General features: G+C 31.7%; 10 protein-coding genes. 3 read left to right on the forward strand and 7 right to left on the reverse strand.

What is annotated here, in order from left to right; translation table 11 throughout:
• Nucleotides 1-10 precede the first annotated feature (10 nt).
• The 4 genes from RSE15_RS02665 to RSE15_RS02680 all read right to left on the reverse strand — a co-directional run bounded on the left by RSE15_RS02665 (nucleotide 11) and on the right by RSE15_RS02680 (nucleotide 9,907).
• Nucleotides 11-1,435, reverse strand: coding sequence for an Ig-like domain-containing protein (locus RSE15_RS02665; RefSeq protein ID WP_324069443.1), 1,425 nt, complete (start codon nucleotides 1,433-1,435; stop codon nucleotides 11-13).
• A gap of 18 nt (nucleotides 1,436-1,453) precedes the next feature.
• Complete coding sequence (locus RSE15_RS02670; RefSeq protein WP_324069444.1) at nucleotides 1,454-4,606, reverse strand: glycoside hydrolase family 2 TIM barrel-domain containing protein; 3,153 nt, start codon at nucleotides 4,604-4,606, stop codon at nucleotides 1,454-1,456.
• A gap of 312 nt (nucleotides 4,607-4,918) precedes the next feature.
• Nucleotides 4,919-7,726, reverse strand: a complete 2,808-nt coding sequence (locus tag RSE15_RS02675) for a triple tyrosine motif-containing protein (RefSeq protein WP_324069445.1) — start codon at nucleotides 7,724-7,726, stop codon at nucleotides 4,919-4,921.
• A gap of 108 nt (nucleotides 7,727-7,834) precedes the next feature.
• The gene (locus tag RSE15_RS02680; RefSeq protein WP_324069446.1) at nucleotides 7,835-9,907 is read right to left on the reverse strand and encodes a T9SS type A sorting domain-containing protein; all 2,073 of its coding nucleotides are present in this window, start codon (nucleotides 9,905-9,907) and stop codon (nucleotides 7,835-7,837) included.
• A 342-nt stretch (nucleotides 9,908-10,249) separates the two neighbouring features.
• Here RSE15_RS02680 and uvrA point away from each other — a divergent pair, with 342 nt between their 5' ends.
• Nucleotides 10,250-13,042 (forward strand): excinuclease ABC subunit UvrA, encoded by a 2,793-nt coding sequence (gene uvrA / locus RSE15_RS02685; protein ID WP_324069448.1) that lies wholly within the window; start codon nucleotides 10,250-10,252, stop codon nucleotides 13,040-13,042.
• Nucleotides 13,042-14,238, forward strand: coding sequence for an LETM1-related biofilm-associated protein (locus RSE15_RS02690; RefSeq protein WP_324069449.1), 1,197 nt, complete (start codon nucleotides 13,042-13,044; stop codon nucleotides 14,236-14,238). The genes uvrA and RSE15_RS02690 overlap by 1 nt, the downstream gene beginning before the upstream one ends.
• A gap of 78 nt (nucleotides 14,239-14,316) precedes the next feature.
• Here RSE15_RS02690 and secA read toward each other — a convergent pair whose 3' ends face one another.
• The 3 genes from secA to RSE15_RS02705 all read right to left on the reverse strand — a co-directional run bounded on the left by secA (nucleotide 14,317) and on the right by RSE15_RS02705 (nucleotide 18,729).
• On the reverse strand, nucleotides 14,317-17,673 hold the full coding sequence (gene secA, locus RSE15_RS02695; RefSeq protein WP_324069451.1) for a preprotein translocase subunit SecA: 3,357 nt from the start codon (nucleotides 17,671-17,673) through the stop codon (nucleotides 14,317-14,319).
• Nucleotides 17,674-17,761: 88 nt separating this feature from the next.
• Nucleotides 17,762-17,983, reverse strand: a complete 222-nt coding sequence (locus RSE15_RS02700; RefSeq protein WP_002986941.1) for a DUF2795 domain-containing protein — start codon at nucleotides 17,981-17,983, stop codon at nucleotides 17,762-17,764.
• Nucleotides 17,984-18,159: 176 nt separating this feature from the next.
• Complete coding sequence (locus tag RSE15_RS02705) at nucleotides 18,160-18,729, reverse strand: cob(I)yrinic acid a,c-diamide adenosyltransferase (protein WP_324069452.1); 570 nt, start codon at nucleotides 18,727-18,729, stop codon at nucleotides 18,160-18,162.
• 244 nt (nucleotides 18,730-18,973) lie between these two features.
• On the opposite strand from RSE15_RS02705, the gene RSE15_RS02710 reads away from it, so the two are divergent.
• Nucleotides 18,974-19,795, forward strand: coding sequence for a DUF6929 family protein (locus RSE15_RS02710; RefSeq protein ID WP_324069453.1), 822 nt, complete (start codon nucleotides 18,974-18,976; stop codon nucleotides 19,793-19,795).
• Nucleotides 19,796-19,819: the final 24 nt, after the last annotated feature.

Genomic DNA, 19,819 nt, shown 5'->3' on the forward strand with positions numbered 1-19,819 from the left:
ATGTCTTGTGTTAGTTATAAAAATAAATGTTATCAACATAAATTACTGAACTATCACCACCTTCTAGAATAAGTTGAGCTAAATGCGATCTACTTACTAGACCTGGCATTGCAGAAAAAGGTATATCTATAGAAATCCAATTTTGTGATACAACAGCTGTTGGTGTTGATGCAGTAAAAGTAGTAGAGTGTCTTGTATCGTCACCGCCACCATATGCCCCATCTGCACCAAAATCAATAAGAAGTACTCTAAGTTGTCTACCTGGAGCAATTGGACCTGGAATAAAAGCATCTAAATGAACGTGTGTCATTGCTGTAGCATTAATCGTTGGACTGCTAAATTCAATTCCCACAAAATTAAAAACTGTATAATTTAAAATATTGTCGCCATTCACTGAAAAATCATTTGAAAGAGTTGTTTGCCATGGAGCCCAATAGCCATTATAATAATTTACTGGAACGTTGGCATACCTATCTGAAAAAATGGAAATTACATTAGACTGTGGTCTAGTAGGTATAGGTGCAGCAACGAATGTTCCTTGACAATTGATGGTTAAACTGCCCGTAGCAGATTGATTTCCAAATGTTGCAGTTATCGTAGAAGTTCCAGCACTTAAGGAAGTTATTAAACCTGCAGCATCAACAGAAGCAACAGAAGGATTTGAAGACGTAAAGTTCATGTAAGATGGACTTATGGTAATAGATTGATTAATTCCTGTTGGCAAATTAAACGTAGCTATTACACCTTCAACTCTTGAATTAACACCAACAAATGTTGTTTCAGTCACATTGTTTCCGTTTTCAATAGATGCTTGACCATGTGCAATAGTACCTAATTTTTCAAATCGCAATTCATCAATCCACAAGGTATAACCAAATCCGTTTGTACCATTAGTACCAGCTGCAAATCTGAACATTCCTCTTTCGTGTAAAAGTTTAGAAGCATCAGGAATTGGGATGATGTATTTTGTCCATTGGGTACCAACACTAACATCTTTCATAGTAACCATGAACTCATTAGGATAGAAATCTTCACCAAAACCAAATTCACCAATAGTTACCCCTTGCGAAGATTTAGCCCAAAAAGTTAATGCATCAAAATCAGTTAAATCTCTCCCAGCACCATCTATTCTAAAAATACCTCCAGCATAACTTCCTAATGGATCATTTGCGTTAGGCACATCTATTCGTATAGAAGCGTTTCCAAGATAAGCTTCGTTATCATCAACAGAAAATGCAGTAAATTTTGAATCACCGTAAGGAAAATAAAAATCACTTCCGAGACCAATAAAATTGTCTGTAAAGATTTCTCCATTTTTAGAAAACGTTGCCAAGGTAGCATCGTCAGACATTTCTCTTTCACAATTCAAATTAGTAATTACCACTAATCCTAAAAGAAATGCATTTCTTAAATAATTATATGTTTTATTTTTCATTTTAATTTAATTTTAAAATTATTTACCAATATTTATGTGAATGTATGTTCTAATTTCCCATTCAGAACCATTTCCAAATCCAACAGGACTAATTGTAGGTACTGGAGGATAAGTATTAGCAGGAACAGCATTAGGTGAATAACGTGGCGAATATTGATCTAATGAACGCCAAATACCCATGATTCCAATTCTAGTATCAGGTAAAATAAACCAGCTTGGTTTTCCAACAGAAGTTGAAAGATCGATTGATGATTGTACAGGATAAGTTAAGTTGAAATCGCGGTGGTAATCGTAAGGTCCCCAATCGTTAAATTTGATAGAACTTGTTAATTTAACTTTTTTGTAAATCATTCTAACATCAGCTCCAGATCTATTAATAGTTCGTTCTGAATCACCATTACCTTGACCATTTCCAAAATAGACATTAGCAATTAAACCAAGATCTGGTGTTAATTTAGAAACAATTCTAGTATTTGACTCCCATAAATCTTGTGCAGGTGCTGATTTTTCAAAAGCAAAAGCTGTACGATTTGCTAAAAATCCAATAGCTGCATCCATTGTTGTTGGTAAATGACGGTATACAAAACCAGTACTAAAAGCAAATTTTGCGTCTTCAACCATATCATTATTCCATTCATACATCCAAGTTGCTGGAGTTGGGTCCCATGTTAATAATAACTCACCACCAACTGTTTCTCTATTCACTCTAACAACAAATGGATCATCTTGAAAATTTCTTAATCTTCCGGGAGCATCAACACCATTAGGCATCGCTTCAACTAATGGTTTTTGCCATAAAAAGTTAGGTGCAATTTGTAAATTTGAGTTCACATTATAAGTAAAACCGGTTAAAAAGTTCATTTGGTTTCCACTTCCACTATCTTTTAATCTCCAGCCTGTAAATGTTTGGACATTATCTGCTCCTCCATTAGCAACTAATCCCATAATTGCTCCTTGCGTGTAAATATTAAATCTTCCTTTGGAGAAAGTAAACTTAGCTTTACCACCCCAATTATCTTTTGCATTAATGTAATCATTATACACTATACCATTTTCATACATTTGGAAAGTACTTCCATTTAATGGTCTTCCACCCCATATACCGCCTAAAGTAATTCCGAAAGCTCCAAATTTTCTTTGTAATGCAATGGTTGCTCTTTCAGTTGGCCAAGCAGGAATGATACCCGTTCTAACTTGATTTTGATTTAAAATACGTTTACCACTTGAATCATATTCTACATCTGTATTTATATCTCTATGATAAATACCTGTTATATCCCAGTTTAAAACATTTTTACTATACTTTAATAAATAAGTTGGATTAGCGCCCCACCATAATTGAGGACCTACAGCCACTTTTAATCCGTCTAAACTTCTTTTACCATCAATTTCGAAACCTAGTGTTTCACCATTATAAATATCTAGGTTAGGACCATAATTTGCTTCAGGATATAGTGCAAAAATATCACCTTCATACCCCCAGTGGTAATGACCTGTTCTGTAAAAACCTCTTAATTCAAAATCTTTTTCATTCCATGAATAAGAAGCATTATATACTTGAACTCTATTATTATCGCCTATAACTACAGGTCCGTCTGGTGTATCAACTGTTTGCGTACGCCCTCTGTTTTCGTAAAAAATTTCGTTGATTGGATTTTCAGCTACTCTTCCTAAAATATTAACATTCACATTTGCTTTCATATTTGGTGCAGGATTACCCTCTACACCTATGTAATATGATTCCATGTGATCGAAGCCTAATTCATTTGGATAAACAACGTTATCAGGATCCGCAACATTTGGAGTTGTAATCAAACTTCCACCAGTGTTGAAGGTTGTAAACTCAGCTCTTAAATTACTTATTTTTACTATTTCACCCTCTTTACCTCCTAAAGCAGCCTTATCCGATCTTGCTCGTAGCAAAGCGTCCATTAAATTAATATTTTTAAAATATTCATTTAAATTATCAGCAGTAACCCCTTCATCATACGGACTAATTCTATGCACTTCTTTAATAGCATAATAGGCAGCTCTTGGATATAATTCATACAAACCTCTAGAATTCACAGGACCTTTTGCACAAATTCCAAACCATTCTTCGTTCATATTGTTTTGACCTTCTTTAAAATCAAATGGATAACCACCATTAGACCAAGAAGCATTATTATCATGCACTTCTAAATTTTTAGTTTGGCCATATTTCCACCAACCATCACTAAATTGAAAAGTAAAACCTCCTAATGAATTTTCATTTTTACCAAGTCCTGCAGCATTAGAATAGATATCTTTCCAATTCTCAATCATATAATAAGCTTGCGTTTTTTGATCTTCTTGATTGTCAATTGCATTAAAAGAATCGGAACCAAACTCAGTCAATAATAACGGTTTTCCAAATTCTTTTTTAACTCTTTCAAAAGCATCTGTAAAAGTTGCCCCTCGATACATATTAGTACCCAAAATATCTATGTCTTTACATTCTCTTACGATGATATCTAGGAAAAGTAAATCACCATTACAAATCGCCATTGGATGAGAATTATCTATAGCTTTCATTTCTAAAACAGCTTTGTTAAATAATTTGTACATCGACTCAGCACGCACGGTTGATTTTCTGTTTTGAATTGGAATATCCTCTGTTTCGGCACCATCCCAGAAAAGACCATAATTGTTTTCATTACCTAATAAAAACAACAATATCCCTGGAGTATTTTTATATTCTGTAACCATACTTTTCACCTCAGATAACAATAATTCTTGCGTTCTTTTATCTGAATATTCCGTATTAGCTACCCAAGTACCATCGATTGTAAGACCATATCTTCCAAACGAATGATTTAACATGGTGTAAATACCATACTTTTCATAAATATATTTAATCCATTTAGCTGGAACACCTGTATATTGTCGTACGGTATTAACACCCATATTTTTCAATAAAGACATTTCGGCATCTAGTGCAGTTATAATTACGTCATCTGACTGCTTCCAAAGACTATAATTATAGTTAGTACCAATAGGATAATAATCCCAGTTCATACCTTTAACCATAAAGTCTTTACCATTAACTTTAAGTCGATGACCTGAATTATTATTTTCAACAACAATTTTATCTGCTTGAGCAAATATTGAAGAAGAAAAACAAAAGGTTAGTAATAGAATAATTTTTCTCATATATTAATTTGATTAACGTTTTTAATGTTTTGAAAAAATGATTACAATCTAATTTTATTATGGGGTAATAATTTGTCTAGTTAATTAATACCTACTGTATAAACTCGTAATCATTTTATAAAAATAAAAGTAATTATTATATAAAATTGAAAAAGAACCACAACAAAAAACATACATGATAAATAATTACATATATTACTAATAAATTATTAATAAAACATGGAAAAATTAGAATGTAGAAAAAATGAATAAAAATAAACTACAACGTTAGTGATGAGTTATTGTATAGGTTAAATCAACTAAATGTATAGTTTAAAATTGTAAGATATACTCAACTAAGCCTTGTTCGTGAGGTAAATCCATTTTTTTACGCAAACGATATCTTTTAATTTCAATACTACGTACTGAAATATTTAGTAAAGGTGCTATTTCCTTAGATGATAAATTCAATCTCAAATAAGCACAAAGTCTAAGATCATTTGGCGTTAGAGATGGATGAATCTCTTTAACTTTTTTAAGAAAATTATTATCGGCGCTATCAAAAGCTTCTTTAAAAATATTCCAAGTATTTTCTTCTTTTACGTTTTTATTAATAGTTGAAATAACCGATTTAATACTATTTGTGGAACTATCCGCAGAATTTTTTAAATCGCCTTTAATAATATTTAATAGTTCTGTTTTTTTAATTAAATTCATTGTTGAAACAGCAAGTTCTTTATTCTTTTTATCTACATCTAACGTAAGCTGTTCATTTTTAATTTTCATTATTTTCTGCTCGTTTTCCAACTCTTTCAGTTCTAACAAAATGTTGTTTTCAGAAATAATTCTTTGGTGGCGTTTTTCATGATAAATTGTGTAAAACTTATGGATATAATATCCGATAGTTGTAAGTAAAATAAAATATATGAACTTAGCCCAATTATTAGAATACCATGGTTTTTTCACAACAAATGAATACGTTGCAATATTTTCAGTTATTGAATTAGCAACTTTAGCTCTAACACTAAATTCATATTCACCCGCTGGTAAATTTTCAAAAACAACTTGGGATTCAAACGACCAATCACTCCATTGGTTATGAAGCCCGTCCAATTTATATTGATACTCCGCATTTATATATTTATCAAATTCTGGTACCGTATAATTAAACGCAATATTGTTTTCATCATGTTTAAAAGTTCCCTTTTCGTTCAGTGAAATATTGGTAGATTTTGCATTGATTACATTATTTGAAATTCCATAAACCAATACTTTATGATTATTAAATTTAATATCATTGTTATTTAATACGTAATAACCATCAGTAGTTCCAATTAAATAACTATCATCGCTTAATTGTAAAATGTTTTCATAACCAGGCATGGTGTTGGTCAAAAAAGAAGGAATGGGCAAACTATTTTTCTTTAATTCTGAAGACAACTTACCTGATGAATAGTAATGAATGTAATTTTTTGTAAAGAACCATAATTTGTTGGACTTATCTACAATCATTTTTCCTGTAACATATTCATCATTTTGAAAAATTACACTTAATATAGAATTATATTCAAATAATTTTGATTTTGTATTTAATTTAAAAACTCCTTCTTTGGAAGCATAATAGATTTGATTATTATACTTCGCAATAGTTGCATTCTTCCCTTTTTTGGGACTTTTAAATTTATACAAATCATAGGCATTAAGTAGAGATTTATCAATTTTAATTTTATAAACCCCTTTATATTCATGACTTATATAAATTTCTTTAGCATCTAAAATCTCAAAATGTTTTGAAGAGTAATTAAAACCTTTTATTTTATTTCTGAAAACCCAAGAATTATTTTTTTTCTCTAAAACAGATATTCCATTATAGTTTCCTTGTAAAATATAATTACTTCCATTGAAAAAAGGTTCAAATTTCCAGGTACCAGAGCCTTTATAAATAAAGTTTGCAGTTGTACCTTTAACAATATAAGTTCCGGAATCATGACCGCAAAAGAGGGTATTTTGGTACGAGAATAAAGACCAAACTTGACCTTTAGTGTTTTGAACAAATTCAAATTTAGTAGCTGAATTTAAATCCTTACAAAATAGTCCTTGATTTGTTCCAATATATAATTTATTGTTGTGAGTTATAGAAGTATATGTTGTGCCTAAAATTCCTGTATTATCAGAATAAATTTTTATAGGCGATTTTAGATTAATGCAATTAATGCCGTTATCTAGACCAATCCATAAGTTTTTATCTATATCTTCAAAAAGTGAAAGCGCTGTGTTATTGCTCAATCCATCGTTTTGTGTAATATGGTAAATAAGTTTACCTTCTTTGGATATAATAAATATACCATTTGAAATTGAACCCAAAGCGATACTTTCATCAGACAATAGTTGACTACTGTATATATTACTTTGTTGAATTTCTGAATCAATAGTAGTCGTAAACTTACTTAACAAACCATTTTTATATTTATAAATTCCTTGGTTTTGTGTAACTAAAATTAACTCGTTATTAGCATAATATATGTTAATCAGTTTGTTTTGGTTGACAATTTCATGATTCAAGAATAATTTACTTTTGCCTTGATCAATCTCGTAAAGCCCTTTAGTAGTTTGAAAGTAAATACCATTAGATGTTTTAAATGCTTTATTTATAGTACTTTTAGGATCAATTATAGTAAACGATTTTGTTTTTGTATTGTAGGCATATATTTTTTCAAGAGATTGGAAAAGAATCCAATTATCAAATGGAAAGATACCCCAAAATTGTTCATCATCATTAATTTTATCCTTTATTGCTTCACTCAATGAGTTGTAAAATAATTGTCCATTAACACCGCGTTCCCAGAAGCCAAATTCCATAAAAGCTCCTGTATATATTTTATCATTTATACATTTCACCGAACGTATAATTGTCTCATTGGGAGAAGGATTTAATATCCATTTTGAACCATTAAATTCTAATAATCCTTCATTATTAGCAAAATACATAAAACGATGATTATCTTGAGAAATCATCCAGTTTTGAATGCCAGCATTATATATATCTTTAGAATATTTCACAATGGGAGGAAGTTGTTGAGCTGAACAAACTAAAGAAACCAAAAATAAACTAAGTCTAAATAGAATTTTATGAAGTTGCATTTGCAATGATATTAGAAATTAAAGATATATAATAATAGTTTCATAAAAAAATGATTTTAAAAAAAAGACTGCCATTTCTGACAGTCTTCAAAATTTTATTGTTAAAAATTATTCTTTAATGAATTTTGTAGAAGATAAATTACCATCAATCATAGTTTTTATAACATAAACACCTGATTTAAGGCTAGAAACATCAAGACTGATTGTTGAGCTATTCACTTCTTTAGTCATTACTTCTTGACCTATAATATTGTAAATAGCAATAGATTGGATATTTGCTAAAGCTTCAATATTTAAAGTACTTGCTGTTGGATTTGGATATAATTTAACTTGAGAAACAGCAAAGTTATCAGAAGATAAAATAGTGTTTTTATGTAAATAAATATTGTCAATATAAACAGACGATAAATTAGATGTTAATAAGAACTGATATAATGCATTTTTTGCTGATCCTGTTCCGCCAAAAGTAGTTAATGGAACATCTAAAGAAACCCAAGAACCAGCTGTAGTTGGAAGGTTTGTAAGTAATAATGCAGAAGTTTCACCAGATTGAGCAGCATGATTTGACCATTTTGGATTAAGTACTTTACCTGTTAAATTTGTTCCTGCATCAATGTAATAATCCATGTGAAAATGTGTCATTGAAGTTGCATTTTGATATTCAGCAAATTGAACTCCTAAGAAGTTTACAAAATTTACTTTTTTCATTGCATTACCTAAAAGGGAAATATCTTGAATACTTGAATCATCCCATGATGTTGACCATTCTGTTACACCAATATTTGTATATGCATCACTAAATAAAGAAATGACATCATTAACTGGTCTCGCTGGAGGCGTAGGTGCATTTGTTGATGGACCTGTAACCACAAAATTAACTCTATACGTTTTAGTAACTGCAGAATTTGCAGAAGTTACAACAACAGTTGCGATTCCTGGTAAACCTGTAGCTTGAGTAATCACAGTAGTAGCTGATGAGTTAGTGGCTGTAACACTTGTAATTTGAGGAACAACTGTTGAGCCAGTTAATAATTCATAAGTATAATTTTCAACACCTGAACCAAAACCAGCAATTGTTGAACCATTAATTTTTAAGTCACTTAAAGTTGCATCTGCAGTTGGATCAACGCCAACTTTCCAAAAATAAATATTATCTAAATAAAAATTTGCAGGTGTTATACTTCCAGGTCCATTTGCTGCAAATTTAATTTGATATACATTTGTCCAAGTCATACCAGTAAATGATGATTTTGGAATATCAACACTATACCAATTACCTTGAACATGATTTAAAGTAACTAAAACTTCTACTGCTCCACCGGCATTGCTTATAGGACTAACTTTTAGAATGGTATTTGTTGGATTAGAAACAGACCAAACATCAACATGTAAAAATTCCATAGTTGATAAATTTGAAGGTGTAACTTCTGTTCCTTGATAATTAAAATTTGTGTAAGCTAAAATATTGTTTCCACCAGCAACAACAAAATTTGGATTAACTGATCCACTTTGACCCCAATTTGGATTTAAATTTGTTGCAATACTTGGATAAGAATCGCTAAAAACTGAAACAACATTTGCTGCAAGATGAGTAGGAATAGGCGCATTAGTAGTTGGTAATGATGAACATGGTGTGCAAGTTCCACCACAATCTACACCAGTTTCAGTTCCATCTTGAACGCCATTGGTACAAGTATTAATAACTTCTGTAACAGAAACATTATCTATAAAAACGTAACCTAAAGCAGCCCCTAAATCAAAAATAACCCTATCAGGAACAGCATTACCATAATTAATAGTAATTTGATAAGTAAAAGTCTGAGGTGTAGCAGTTAAAGTAGTTGTGTATGTTAAAGAAGAATAAGGAGCTCCTGTTTGTCCTAAACCAGCTAGAATAGTTCTTGAACCCGTTATTGCATCTGTAAAAGCATCAAAAGTAAAGTTGTATGTTTTACCATTGTCTAATAAAATTTCTTGACTTAAGTTTACATCCCAAGGATTACCAACACCTTGCACATTGGCTTGATTTAAAAAGTTTCCTCCACCTAAATCAACTACATTTGCAGCATTATTGTACCAGGGTGCTGCGGTACCCGTTTGAAAATCACCATTAGTCACAAGGTTTTGAGCAAAACCCAATGAGCTTATCATAAGTGATAGCAAAAAAGTAATTTTTTTCATAATATCGAATTTTATTTGGTTAAACATTAATATTGTAAATTTAATTGATAATATTTTTAAACAATTTACGAACCATTATATACAAACTATACAATTTGTTTTATTTAGGAATAAATAGAAAAAATAAATAAAAAACATAAAATTATAATAATCAAATAGTTACAAAATACATCATCTAGTTATTTTACAAAATGTATAGTAAATGTATAGTTTTTTATTTTATATGAATTGGAACTATAACTTTTTCATTTGGTTATTTTAAAATAAAAAACAATTGATAATTAAAGTTAAGGTATAACTTAAGTAAGAATAATTATCTTTGCAATACTATTAAAATCAAGAATGATACAACCCGATTTTTCAACATTAGAAGCAAAAAAAAATATCCTTATAAAAGGGGCACAATTGCACAACCTAAAAAATTTAGATGTAGCTATTCCAAGAAATAAATTGGTAGTAATTACAGGGCTTTCTGGTTCTGGAAAATCAAGTTTGGCATTTGATACACTTTATGCTGAAGGACAACGTAGATATGTTGAAAGTTTATCATCTTATGCACGCCAATTTTTAGGAAGATTAGACAAACCAAAAGTTGAATACATCAAAGGAATTGCACCTGCAATAGCTATTGAACAAAAGGTAAATACTAGCAATGCACGTTCAACTGTAGGAACATCAACCGAAATTTATGATTATTTAAAACTTCTTTTTGCCCGAATTGGAAAAACCTACTCACCTATTTCTGGTAAAGAAGTTAAAAAAGATACCGTTTCTGATGTAATCAATAACATTAAAACATTTCCAGTTTATGGTAAATGGCTACTCCTTGCTCCTATTCATTTAGAAGAAGGACGCGCTCTAGAAGACAAACTAAAAGTTTTATTACAACAAGGATTTGCTCGTATTTTAGTAAATAACGAAATGGTACGTTTAGATACCTTAGACCAACATGAATTAGACAATAAAGATGTTTTATTAATTGTAGACCGAATTGTTGTCAAAGAAGAAGAAGAATTCTTCAATCGCCTGGCGGATGCTGTTCAAACTGCTTTTTATGAAGGAAAAGGCGTTTGTTATTTGCAAGAAGTGGATACCAAAAAACGTTTAGAATATAGTGCTAATTTTGAGTTGGATGGTATTACGTTTTTGGAGCCAAATATTCATTTATTTAGTTTTAACAATCCTTACGGGGCTTGTCCCACTTGTGAAGGCTATGGAAGTGTCATTGGAATCGACGAAGAATTAGTAATTCCAAACACGGCTTTATCTGTCTATGAAAACGCTATATTTCCATGGCGTGGTGATAGTATGGGTTGGTACCGAGATCAATTGGTAAACAATGCCTATAAATTTGATTTTTCTATACATAAACCCTTTTTTGAACTTTCAGACGAACAAAAACAGTTGATTTGGGATGGAAATAACTATTTTACTGGATTAAACGATTTCTTTGCTGAATTAGAAGAGAAAAACTATAAAATTCAAAACCGCGTTTTACTTTCAAGATACCGTGGTAAAACAAAATGTCATACCTGTAAAGGAAAAAGATTACGTCCAGAAGCAAATTACATTACCGTTGGTGGTAAAACAGTTTCTGATTTAGTGGATTTACCTATCGTTAATTTGATAGATTTCTTTAAAAAATTAGAATTAAACGAATACGATACTAAAGTAGCCAAACGTTTGTTAATCGAAATCAATAATCGTTTAGACTTTTTATTCAACGTAGGATTGAGTTATTTAACTTTAAATCGTAACTCTAACTCACTTTCTGGAGGTGAATCACAACGTATTAACTTAGCCACTTCTTTAGGAAGTAGTTTGGTAGGTTCGATGTATATTTTAGACGAACCAAGTATTGGTTTACACCCAAAAGATACCGAAAGATTAATCGAAGTTTTAAAAGAGCTACGTGATTTAGGCAACACTGTCATCGTAGTAGAGCACGACGAAGATATCATGAAAGCTGCTGATATGATTATCGATATTGGACCTGAAGCCGGTACGCATGGTGGCGAATTAGTGGCACAAGGAACGTATGAAGAAATCCTGAAATTTGATTCGCTTACCGCAAAATATTTGAATGGTAAAGAAGAAATTTCGGTACCAAAAACTAGAAGAAATTTCAAAAATCATATCGAAGTTATTGGCGCACGAGAAAATAATTTAAAAAATGAAAATTTCACTTTCCCATTAGAATGTTTAACCGTGATTACAGGTGTTTCAGGAAGTGGAAAAAGTACCTTGGTAAAGAAGATTTTGTTTCCAGCTATTCAAAAGAAATTAGAAGGTGTTGGTGAAAAAGCAGGTCAATTTACCGAATTAGCGGGAAGTTTTTCGCACATCAAACATATTGAATACGTAGACCAAAATCCAATTGGAAGGAGTTCGCGTTCGAATCCTGTTACGTATATTAAAGCGTATGATGATATTCGTGAATTATTTGCGAAACAAAACGTATCGAAACTAAGAAATTATCAAGCCAAGCATTTCTCCTTCAACGTAGATGGTGGAAGATGCGAAGTGTGTAAAGGTGATGGCGAAGTAACCATTGAAATGCAATTCATGGCTGACGTTCATTTAGAGTGCGAAGCTTGTAATGGAAAACGTTTCAAAAAAGAAGTATTAGAAGTTACGTTTGAAGGAAAAAACATTGATGATGTCTTAAAAATGACCATTGATGAAGCTTTGCATTTCTTTACCGAACAAAAACAAACAAAAATTACGCAAAAATTACAACCTTTACAAGATGTTGGTTTGGGATATGTACAATTAGGACAATCTTCTTCTACCCTTTCAGGTGGCGAGGCACAGCGTATAAAATTAGCTTCGTTCTTAGTGAAAGGAACCATAAAAGATAAAGCATTATTTGTATTTGATGAACCCACAACTGGTTTGCATTTTCACGATATTAAAAAATTATTAGCTTCATTTGATGCTTTACTAGAAAAAGGCCATTCGATTATCGTAATTGAACACAATTTAGACTTAATCAAATGTGCTGATTATATTTTAGACATTGGTCCTGAAGGTGGCGAAAACGGTGGGAAATTAATGGCTTTTGGCACACCAGAAGAAGTAGCTAAAAACAAGAATTCAATTACAGGAAAATATTTAAAAGAAAAATTAAAATAATGATAAACCCTTCTACAATCGGATGGATTGACAAGTTTTTTGCTGAGAATCGTGCTAATTTCATTGATTTTCAAGGTGATTATTTGTCTTTTTATGAGAGCTGTAGAAAAACAGGTTTTATTTATGGCTATGTAGTAAATTTTCAATTGAAAGAAAATCTAAATACTACCAAATGGTCGTATGATGAAATAACAAAAGTAGGATTTTTAAATACCTTATTTTCAATTTATTCCCTCGAAAATAAAGACGCAAATTCGAAAGATTTTATTAGTGCTGTTTACCAATTTTACAACATCATTCAGCCAGAAAACCTGAATTTTATCAAAAAAATGTTACCCGAAGGTTCTCATAGTTCTCGCTTAGAAAAAGTTATTGATGATCGAATTCAAACGAATCAAAATAGTATTACTAAAAACTTTTCGCATATTATAACCAATGCGTTACTATTTATTGATGTATTAGCATTTCATTCCTATTTAAAAAACAAAGAACTAGCTTCAGATTACCTGAAAAATGTAGAATCGGATTGTATTAAAATTGTTTCTTTAGCACTAAAAACGAAGGTAAATAAAACAAAATATGATGAATTATTGGTAAAGCTGTTTGAAAACTCCATTCGTTATACCAAATTTTCAACCATTGATTCTATTGAATTCTCAGATATTAAACTGCTAAAATATACCGAATTATTAGAGAAATTATACCTATTGGATATTGCTCAAATGGCGTTATGGAGCGATGAAAAATTAGAAGAGCATGAAGTTGTATTTTTAAAAAATATCAATACCGATTTAAACTTAGAAGGAATAATTCTTCAAAAAAGCATTAGTGATATTAATTTTTTCATCAATCAGTACAAAGCAGAAATACCTTTCTTTAATTATTCAAATCCTATAAAACATTTTTACGAACAAGCTAATAAAAATGTTACCAAGCTAATCATTCGCAATAAAGATAGATTAACGAAAGAAATTAAAGAAAGTGGTGAATTAATGCAACTTTTAGCAAAATCTACTACAAAAGATTTAAGCAAAGAAGAAAAAAAGAAAGTTAAAAAACAACTTTTAGATGTTTGTAAAACCATCCCTTCTTTGACCATTTTTTTACTTCCAGGCGGCAGTTTGTTATTACCTATTTTGATAAAATTTATTCCTCAATTATTGCCTTCTGCCTTTAATGAAAATTTAGAAGATTAATTTTTTTTAGTAACAATTAAAAAATAAAAGTCCCTAACTACATCAGTAATTAGGGACTTATCTATTGTTGTGTTTTAATTATTCGTTTACTAAAACCCATTCACCAGAAGCAATCATGCTTTCTGCTTTTTTGTATTTCATGGTTTCGCTTTTTCCACTCATTACATGTTTGATAGTAACGGTATCATTACGATTGATTTTTGGCATTTCTCTTGTAATCGTTTCCGTTACTTGAGGTCTTTGGCTTGCCATTTCTCCTGCTCTTTTTGCTTGTGCTGCCGTATCTTCACTATCTAAATCTTCTTTAGTTTCAGTATAGTTTTCTTTTTGCTTTACTTGCTTAGCTTCCTGAATATCTGATGAATTATGCGAAGGTAAATCACCTTTGAATAAGAATGAAATTACTTCTTTATTTACATAATCAATCATTTTTTTGAACAAGTTGAAGGCTTCAAACTTATAAATTAACAATGGATCTTTTTGTTCGTGAACCGCTAACTGAACCGATTGTTTCAATTCGTCCATTTTACGTAAGTGTTTTTTCCAAGCTTCATCTACGATAGCTAACGTGATATTTTTTTCAAAATCAGCTACCAACGATTTACCTTCTGAACTATATGCTTTTTCTAAATCAGTTACTACGTTTAAAGATTTGATTCCGTCAGAGAATGGCACAATAATTCTTTGGTACTGACCATTATTGTTTTCATATACATTTTTAATGATTGGATACGCTTCGTGAGCATCTCTAGCAATTTTTTCTTCGTAATGTGCTAAAACCGCTTTATAAGTTTTTCCAGTAATTTCTCTCGCTGATAATTTTGAAAATTCAGCTGGAGTTACAGGTGCACTGATTGAAAAATAACGAATCAATTCAAATTCGAAATTTTTAAAATCTTCTGCCAGTTTGTTTTGCTCTACTACTAATTCACAAGTATCATACATCATGTTTGCAATATCCACTTTCAAACGTTCGCCGTGTAAAGCGTGACGTCTTCTTTTGTATACTACTTCTCTTTGTGCGTTCATTACGTCGTCATATTCTAACAAACGTTTACGAACACCAAAGTTATTTTCCTCTACTTTTTTCTGAGCTCTTTCGATAGATTTTGTCATCATCGAATGTTGAATAACTTCACCTTCTTTTAGACCAATTCTATCCATCACTTTCGCTACTCTTTCTGAACCGAATAAACGCATTAAGTTATCTTCCAAAGACACGTAGAATTGTGAACTACCCACGTCACCTTGACGACCTGCACGACCTCTTAACTGACGGTCAACACGACGCGAATCATGACGCTCTGTTCCAATAATTGCTAAACCACCAGCTTTTTTAACTTCGTCAGATAATTTAATATCGGTACCACGACCTGCCATATTAGTTGCAATCGTAACTACGCCAGGTTTTCCAGCTTCAGCTACAATTTCAGCTTCACTTTTATGCATTTTAGCATTCAATACATTGTGTTGAATACCTCTAATTTTTAACATTCGGCTTAATAATTCCGAAATTTCTACCGATGTGGTTCCAATTAACACAGGTCTTCCTTCCTCTGATAATTTCACTACATCTTCGATAACTGCATTGAATTTTTCACGAACCGTTCTGTAAATTAAATCGTCTTTGTCTTTACGAGCCATTGGACGGTTGGTTGGAATTTCTACCACATCTAATTTGTAGATTTCCCAAAACTCACCCGCTTCAGTTGACGCAGTTCCTGTCATTCCTCCTAATTTGCTGTACATACGGAAATAATTCTGTAAGGTAACCGTTGCAAAGGTTTGAGTAGCAGCTTCAATTTTTACGTTTTCTTTTGCTTCGATTGCTTGGTGTAAACCATCTGAGTAACGACGACCATCCATAATACGTCCTGTTTGCTCGTCTACAATCATTACTTTATTGTCCATGATAACGTATTCGGTATCTTTTTCAAATAAAGTGTATGCTTTTAATAACTGCGTTAACGTGTGAATACGTTCTGATTTTATTGAGAAATCACGGAATAATTCTTCTTTACGTTCAGCAGCTACTTCTGGTTCTAAATTTTCTCTTTCAATTTGAGCAATTCCTGTTCCAATATCTGGTAAAACAAAGAATTGCGAATCCGTATCTTGAGATAAATATTGGATTCCGTTATCCGTTAACTCAACTTGATTGTTTTTTTCTTCGATAACAAAGTATAACGCCTCATCAATTTTAGGCATTTCTCTGTTGTTATCTTGCATGTATTGATTTTCGGTTTTTTGAAGCAATTGTTTTACTCCTTCTTCCGATAAGAATTTGATTAAGGCTTTACTTTTTGGTAACGCTCTGTATGAACGTAATAAATTAAATCCAGCATCTTTAGCATTTCCTTCTTTGAACAAACGTTTTGCATCTGTTAAACAATCTGTAGCTAATTTACGTTGTAAAGTTACTAAGTTATCAACTTTCGGTTTTAATTCATTAAACTCATGACGATCACCTTGAGGAACAGGTCCAGAAATAATCAATGGCGTTCTAGCATCGTCAATTAAAACTGAATCGACCTCATCAACAATAGCAAAATTATGCTTACGTTGAACCAAATCTTCTGGTGCGTGTGCCATATTATCTCTCAAATAATCGAAACCAAATTCGTTATTTGTTCCATAAGTAATATCGGCTTCGTATGCTTTTCTTCTTTCTGGAGAGTTTGGTTGGTGATTATCAATACAATCCACCGTTAATCCATGAAACTCGAATAAGGGCGCTTTCCATGTACTATCACGTTTTGCTAAGTAGTCATTCACAGTTACTAAATGTACACCGTTTCCAGTCAAGGCATTTAAGTATAATGGTAATGTTGCTACTAATGTTTTTCCTTCTCCTGTTTGCATTTCGGCAATTTTACCTTGGTGCAACACGACTCCACCGATCAACTGTACGTCGTAGTGAATCATGTCCCAAGTAATTGCTTTTCCAGCAGCATTCCAAGAATTTACCCAAACAGCATTGTCGCCTTCAATGGTTATATATGACTTAGAAGCTGATAATTCTCTATCCTTTGCAGTGGCAGTAACTGTTAAAGAAGTATTTTCTTTGAATCGACGCGCAGTTTCTTTAACTACAGCAAATGCTTCTGGAAGAATTTCGTTTAATACTTTCTCAGCAATTTCATATGCTTCTTTCTCGATTTTATCTATTTCACTATAAATATCTTCACGAGCATCAATATCTTGTGTTTGTTCAGCGTCTTGTTTTAAAGAGGCAATTTTAGCATCTTTTTCAGCACGAGCTTGTTGAATTTTAGCTTTGAATTCGGCCGTTTTAGCACGTAATTCATCATGAGATAATGCTTGTAATGCACTCTCAAAAGATCTTACTTTTTTAATAAGTGGTTGAATCGCTTTTACATCTTTCTCGGATTTATCTCCCACAAAAGCCTTCAATATTGAATTTATGATACTCATAATTTTTATTTTCTAAAATAGGTTTGCAAATATAACCACAAAAAAAGTCTCGGTGAAGAGACTTGTTTCTGTTGTGTTTATTTATTTTTTAATATTCATCCTCATTCCAAAGATAATCTTCGTCAGTAGGATAATCAGGCCAAATCTCTTCCATTGATTCATAGATTTCTCCTTCGTCTTCTATAGACTGTAAGTTTTCCACCACTTCTAATGGAGCTCCAGTTCTGATAGCATAGTCGATAAGTTCATCTTTGGTTGCTGGCCAAGGGGCATCACTTAAGTAGGATGCTAATTCTAATGTCCAATACATCTTTTATCGATTTTAGTTTATGCAAAAATAAATTTATTACCCAATAAGGCAAGTTTTTTTTTACTTTTTTTTTAAAAATTTAAGAACGTTTATTTTTTTAGTCTACAGTGATTAGTTTTTAGTGTTCAGTAAGAGCCTTTTGGCTTCTTTTTTAGCATAAAACTAAACTCTGTTTACTACTTTCGAGGGATCCATTGTACCTCATCAGCGTTCAAATCATAGGACAACTTTCGTGCCAAGACAAAAAGGTAGTCAGAAAGTCGGTTTAGGTACTTAATTACGAATGCATCCGTTGGCTCTATGTCATTCAAATGCACCGCTAAACGCTCCGCTCTACGACAAACACAACGAGCAATATGACAATATGACACTGTTGTATGACCACCCGGCAAAACAAAATGCGTCATTGGAGGTAAAGACTCTTCCATGATATCAATTTTGTTTTCTAAAAACTCGATATCTGATTCTATTATTCCTAGATTTTGTAAGCGAGGCTGCCCATTTTTTAAGGTTTCTTTTTCAGGTGGAGTTGCCAATACTGCTCCTACGGTAAATAATCTGTCTTGTACTTCTATTAATACTTTTTTATACAAATCACTTATATCTTGATCACGAATTAATCCAATATGCGAATTTAATTCATCTACTGTGCCATAACTTTCTATTCGTATGTGATGTTTTGGCACACGTGTTCCCCCAAATAAAGCTGTAGTTCCGGTATCGCCCGTTTTTGTATATACTTTCATTTTACTTAATTTTTTAAACAATAGATAAGACAAGTCATGACTTGTCGCTACATTTTTTTTAATTGTGTTCTATATTCTTCGGTATTTAATTTCGTTGCAAAATTGGCTAATTTAATAGCTGTTTTTACTTTAAAATCTTCAATATTTATATTTTCCATTTTCAATCGCTTCTTAATATGTGTAAAAATAGTACTTTTATGAGCAATTTCTGACTTAAAATTTTCACAAAGTTATCGGTAAAAATATGGAAAAATTTGAACTTAGTAATCTATTTACTATAAAAGGTATTGCAGCGCCATCTGGTTTATTATACTCTCAAAATGTATTATTTGTTATTTCAGATTCGAGTCAATTTTTATATCAATATGATATTAAAAAAAAACTTTTACTCAAATTTCCATTGGTAAAAGAGGCTAAAGAAAACATTATCAAAGAAAACAAACCCGATTTAGAAAGCATCACTCAGTATGGTAATCAGCTCATTATGTTGGGCTCTGGCTCTACCAATCAACGGAACACTATGTTTACATTGGATTTAGGTTCCGATACCTTGCAATCGCAAGATTTGAGTATTTTATACCGCAAATTAAAAAATGTTGGTTCCTTTTCGGACGACCAATTGAATATAGAAGGCTCTATTTATGCGCATCAAACCATGTTGCTTTTTCAAAGGGGCAATTCAAAAAATAGTCGAAACGGAATTTTTATTGTGCCTAATCATCAAGAAGATGGTATTCGTTTTGTACCGATTTCGCTTCCAACATTAGATGACATTGAAACCACTTTTACCGATGCAATTTTGGTTGGCGATACTATTTATTTTTTGGCTTGCGCCGAAAACACAACATCAACTTATGAAGATGGCGAAGTTTTAGGAACCATTTTAGGTGTCATGCATGCACCAACCTTTGAAATCATAGAAGTTCACTTATTATCCGAACATAAAAAATTTGAAGGAATAACCTTGTATAAGGAAACAGAAAGCGAATTCACCTTTTTATTATGTGAAGACAATGACACCGAAGATTTAGAGGCTACAATTTATAAATTGAATTTTAAGAAATAAAATCGTAACGTTTGCTAAGAAAAT

This window comes from Flavobacterium sp. (assembly GCF_035195345.1).
Taxonomy (GTDB): Bacteria; Bacteroidota; Bacteroidia; order Flavobacteriales; family Flavobacteriaceae; genus Flavobacterium.

Bases quoted from the DNA above. Each gene is read 5' to 3' on its own strand.
- RSE15_RS02665 (WP_324069443.1), bottom strand. From the start codon at position 1,435: ATGAAAAATAAAACATATAATTATTTAAGAAATGCATTTCTTTTAGGA.
- RSE15_RS02670 (WP_324069444.1), bottom strand. From the start codon at position 4,606: ATGAGAAAAATTATTCTATTACTAACCTTTTGTTTTTCTTCTTCAATA.
- RSE15_RS02675 (WP_324069445.1), bottom strand. From the start codon at position 7,726: ATGCAACTTCATAAAATTCTATTTAGACTTAGTTTATTTTTGGTTTCT.
- RSE15_RS02680 (WP_324069446.1), bottom strand. From the start codon at position 9,907: ATGAAAAAAATTACTTTTTTGCTATCACTTATGATAAGCTCATTGGGT.
- uvrA (WP_324069448.1), top strand. From the start codon at position 10,250: ATGATACAACCCGATTTTTCAACATTAGAAGCAAAAAAAAATATCCTT.
- RSE15_RS02690 (WP_324069449.1), top strand. From the start codon at position 13,042: ATGATAAACCCTTCTACAATCGGATGGATTGACAAGTTTTTTGCTGAG.
- secA (WP_324069451.1), bottom strand. From the start codon at position 17,673: ATGAGTATCATAAATTCAATATTGAAGGCTTTTGTGGGAGATAAATCC.
- RSE15_RS02700 (WP_002986941.1), bottom strand. From the start codon at position 17,983: ATGTATTGGACATTAGAATTAGCATCCTACTTAAGTGATGCCCCTTGG.
- RSE15_RS02705 (WP_324069452.1), bottom strand. From the start codon at position 18,729: ATGAAAGTATATACAAAAACGGGCGATACCGGAACTACAGCTTTATTT.
- RSE15_RS02710 (WP_324069453.1), top strand. From the start codon at position 18,974: ATGGAAAAATTTGAACTTAGTAATCTATTTACTATAAAAGGTATTGCA.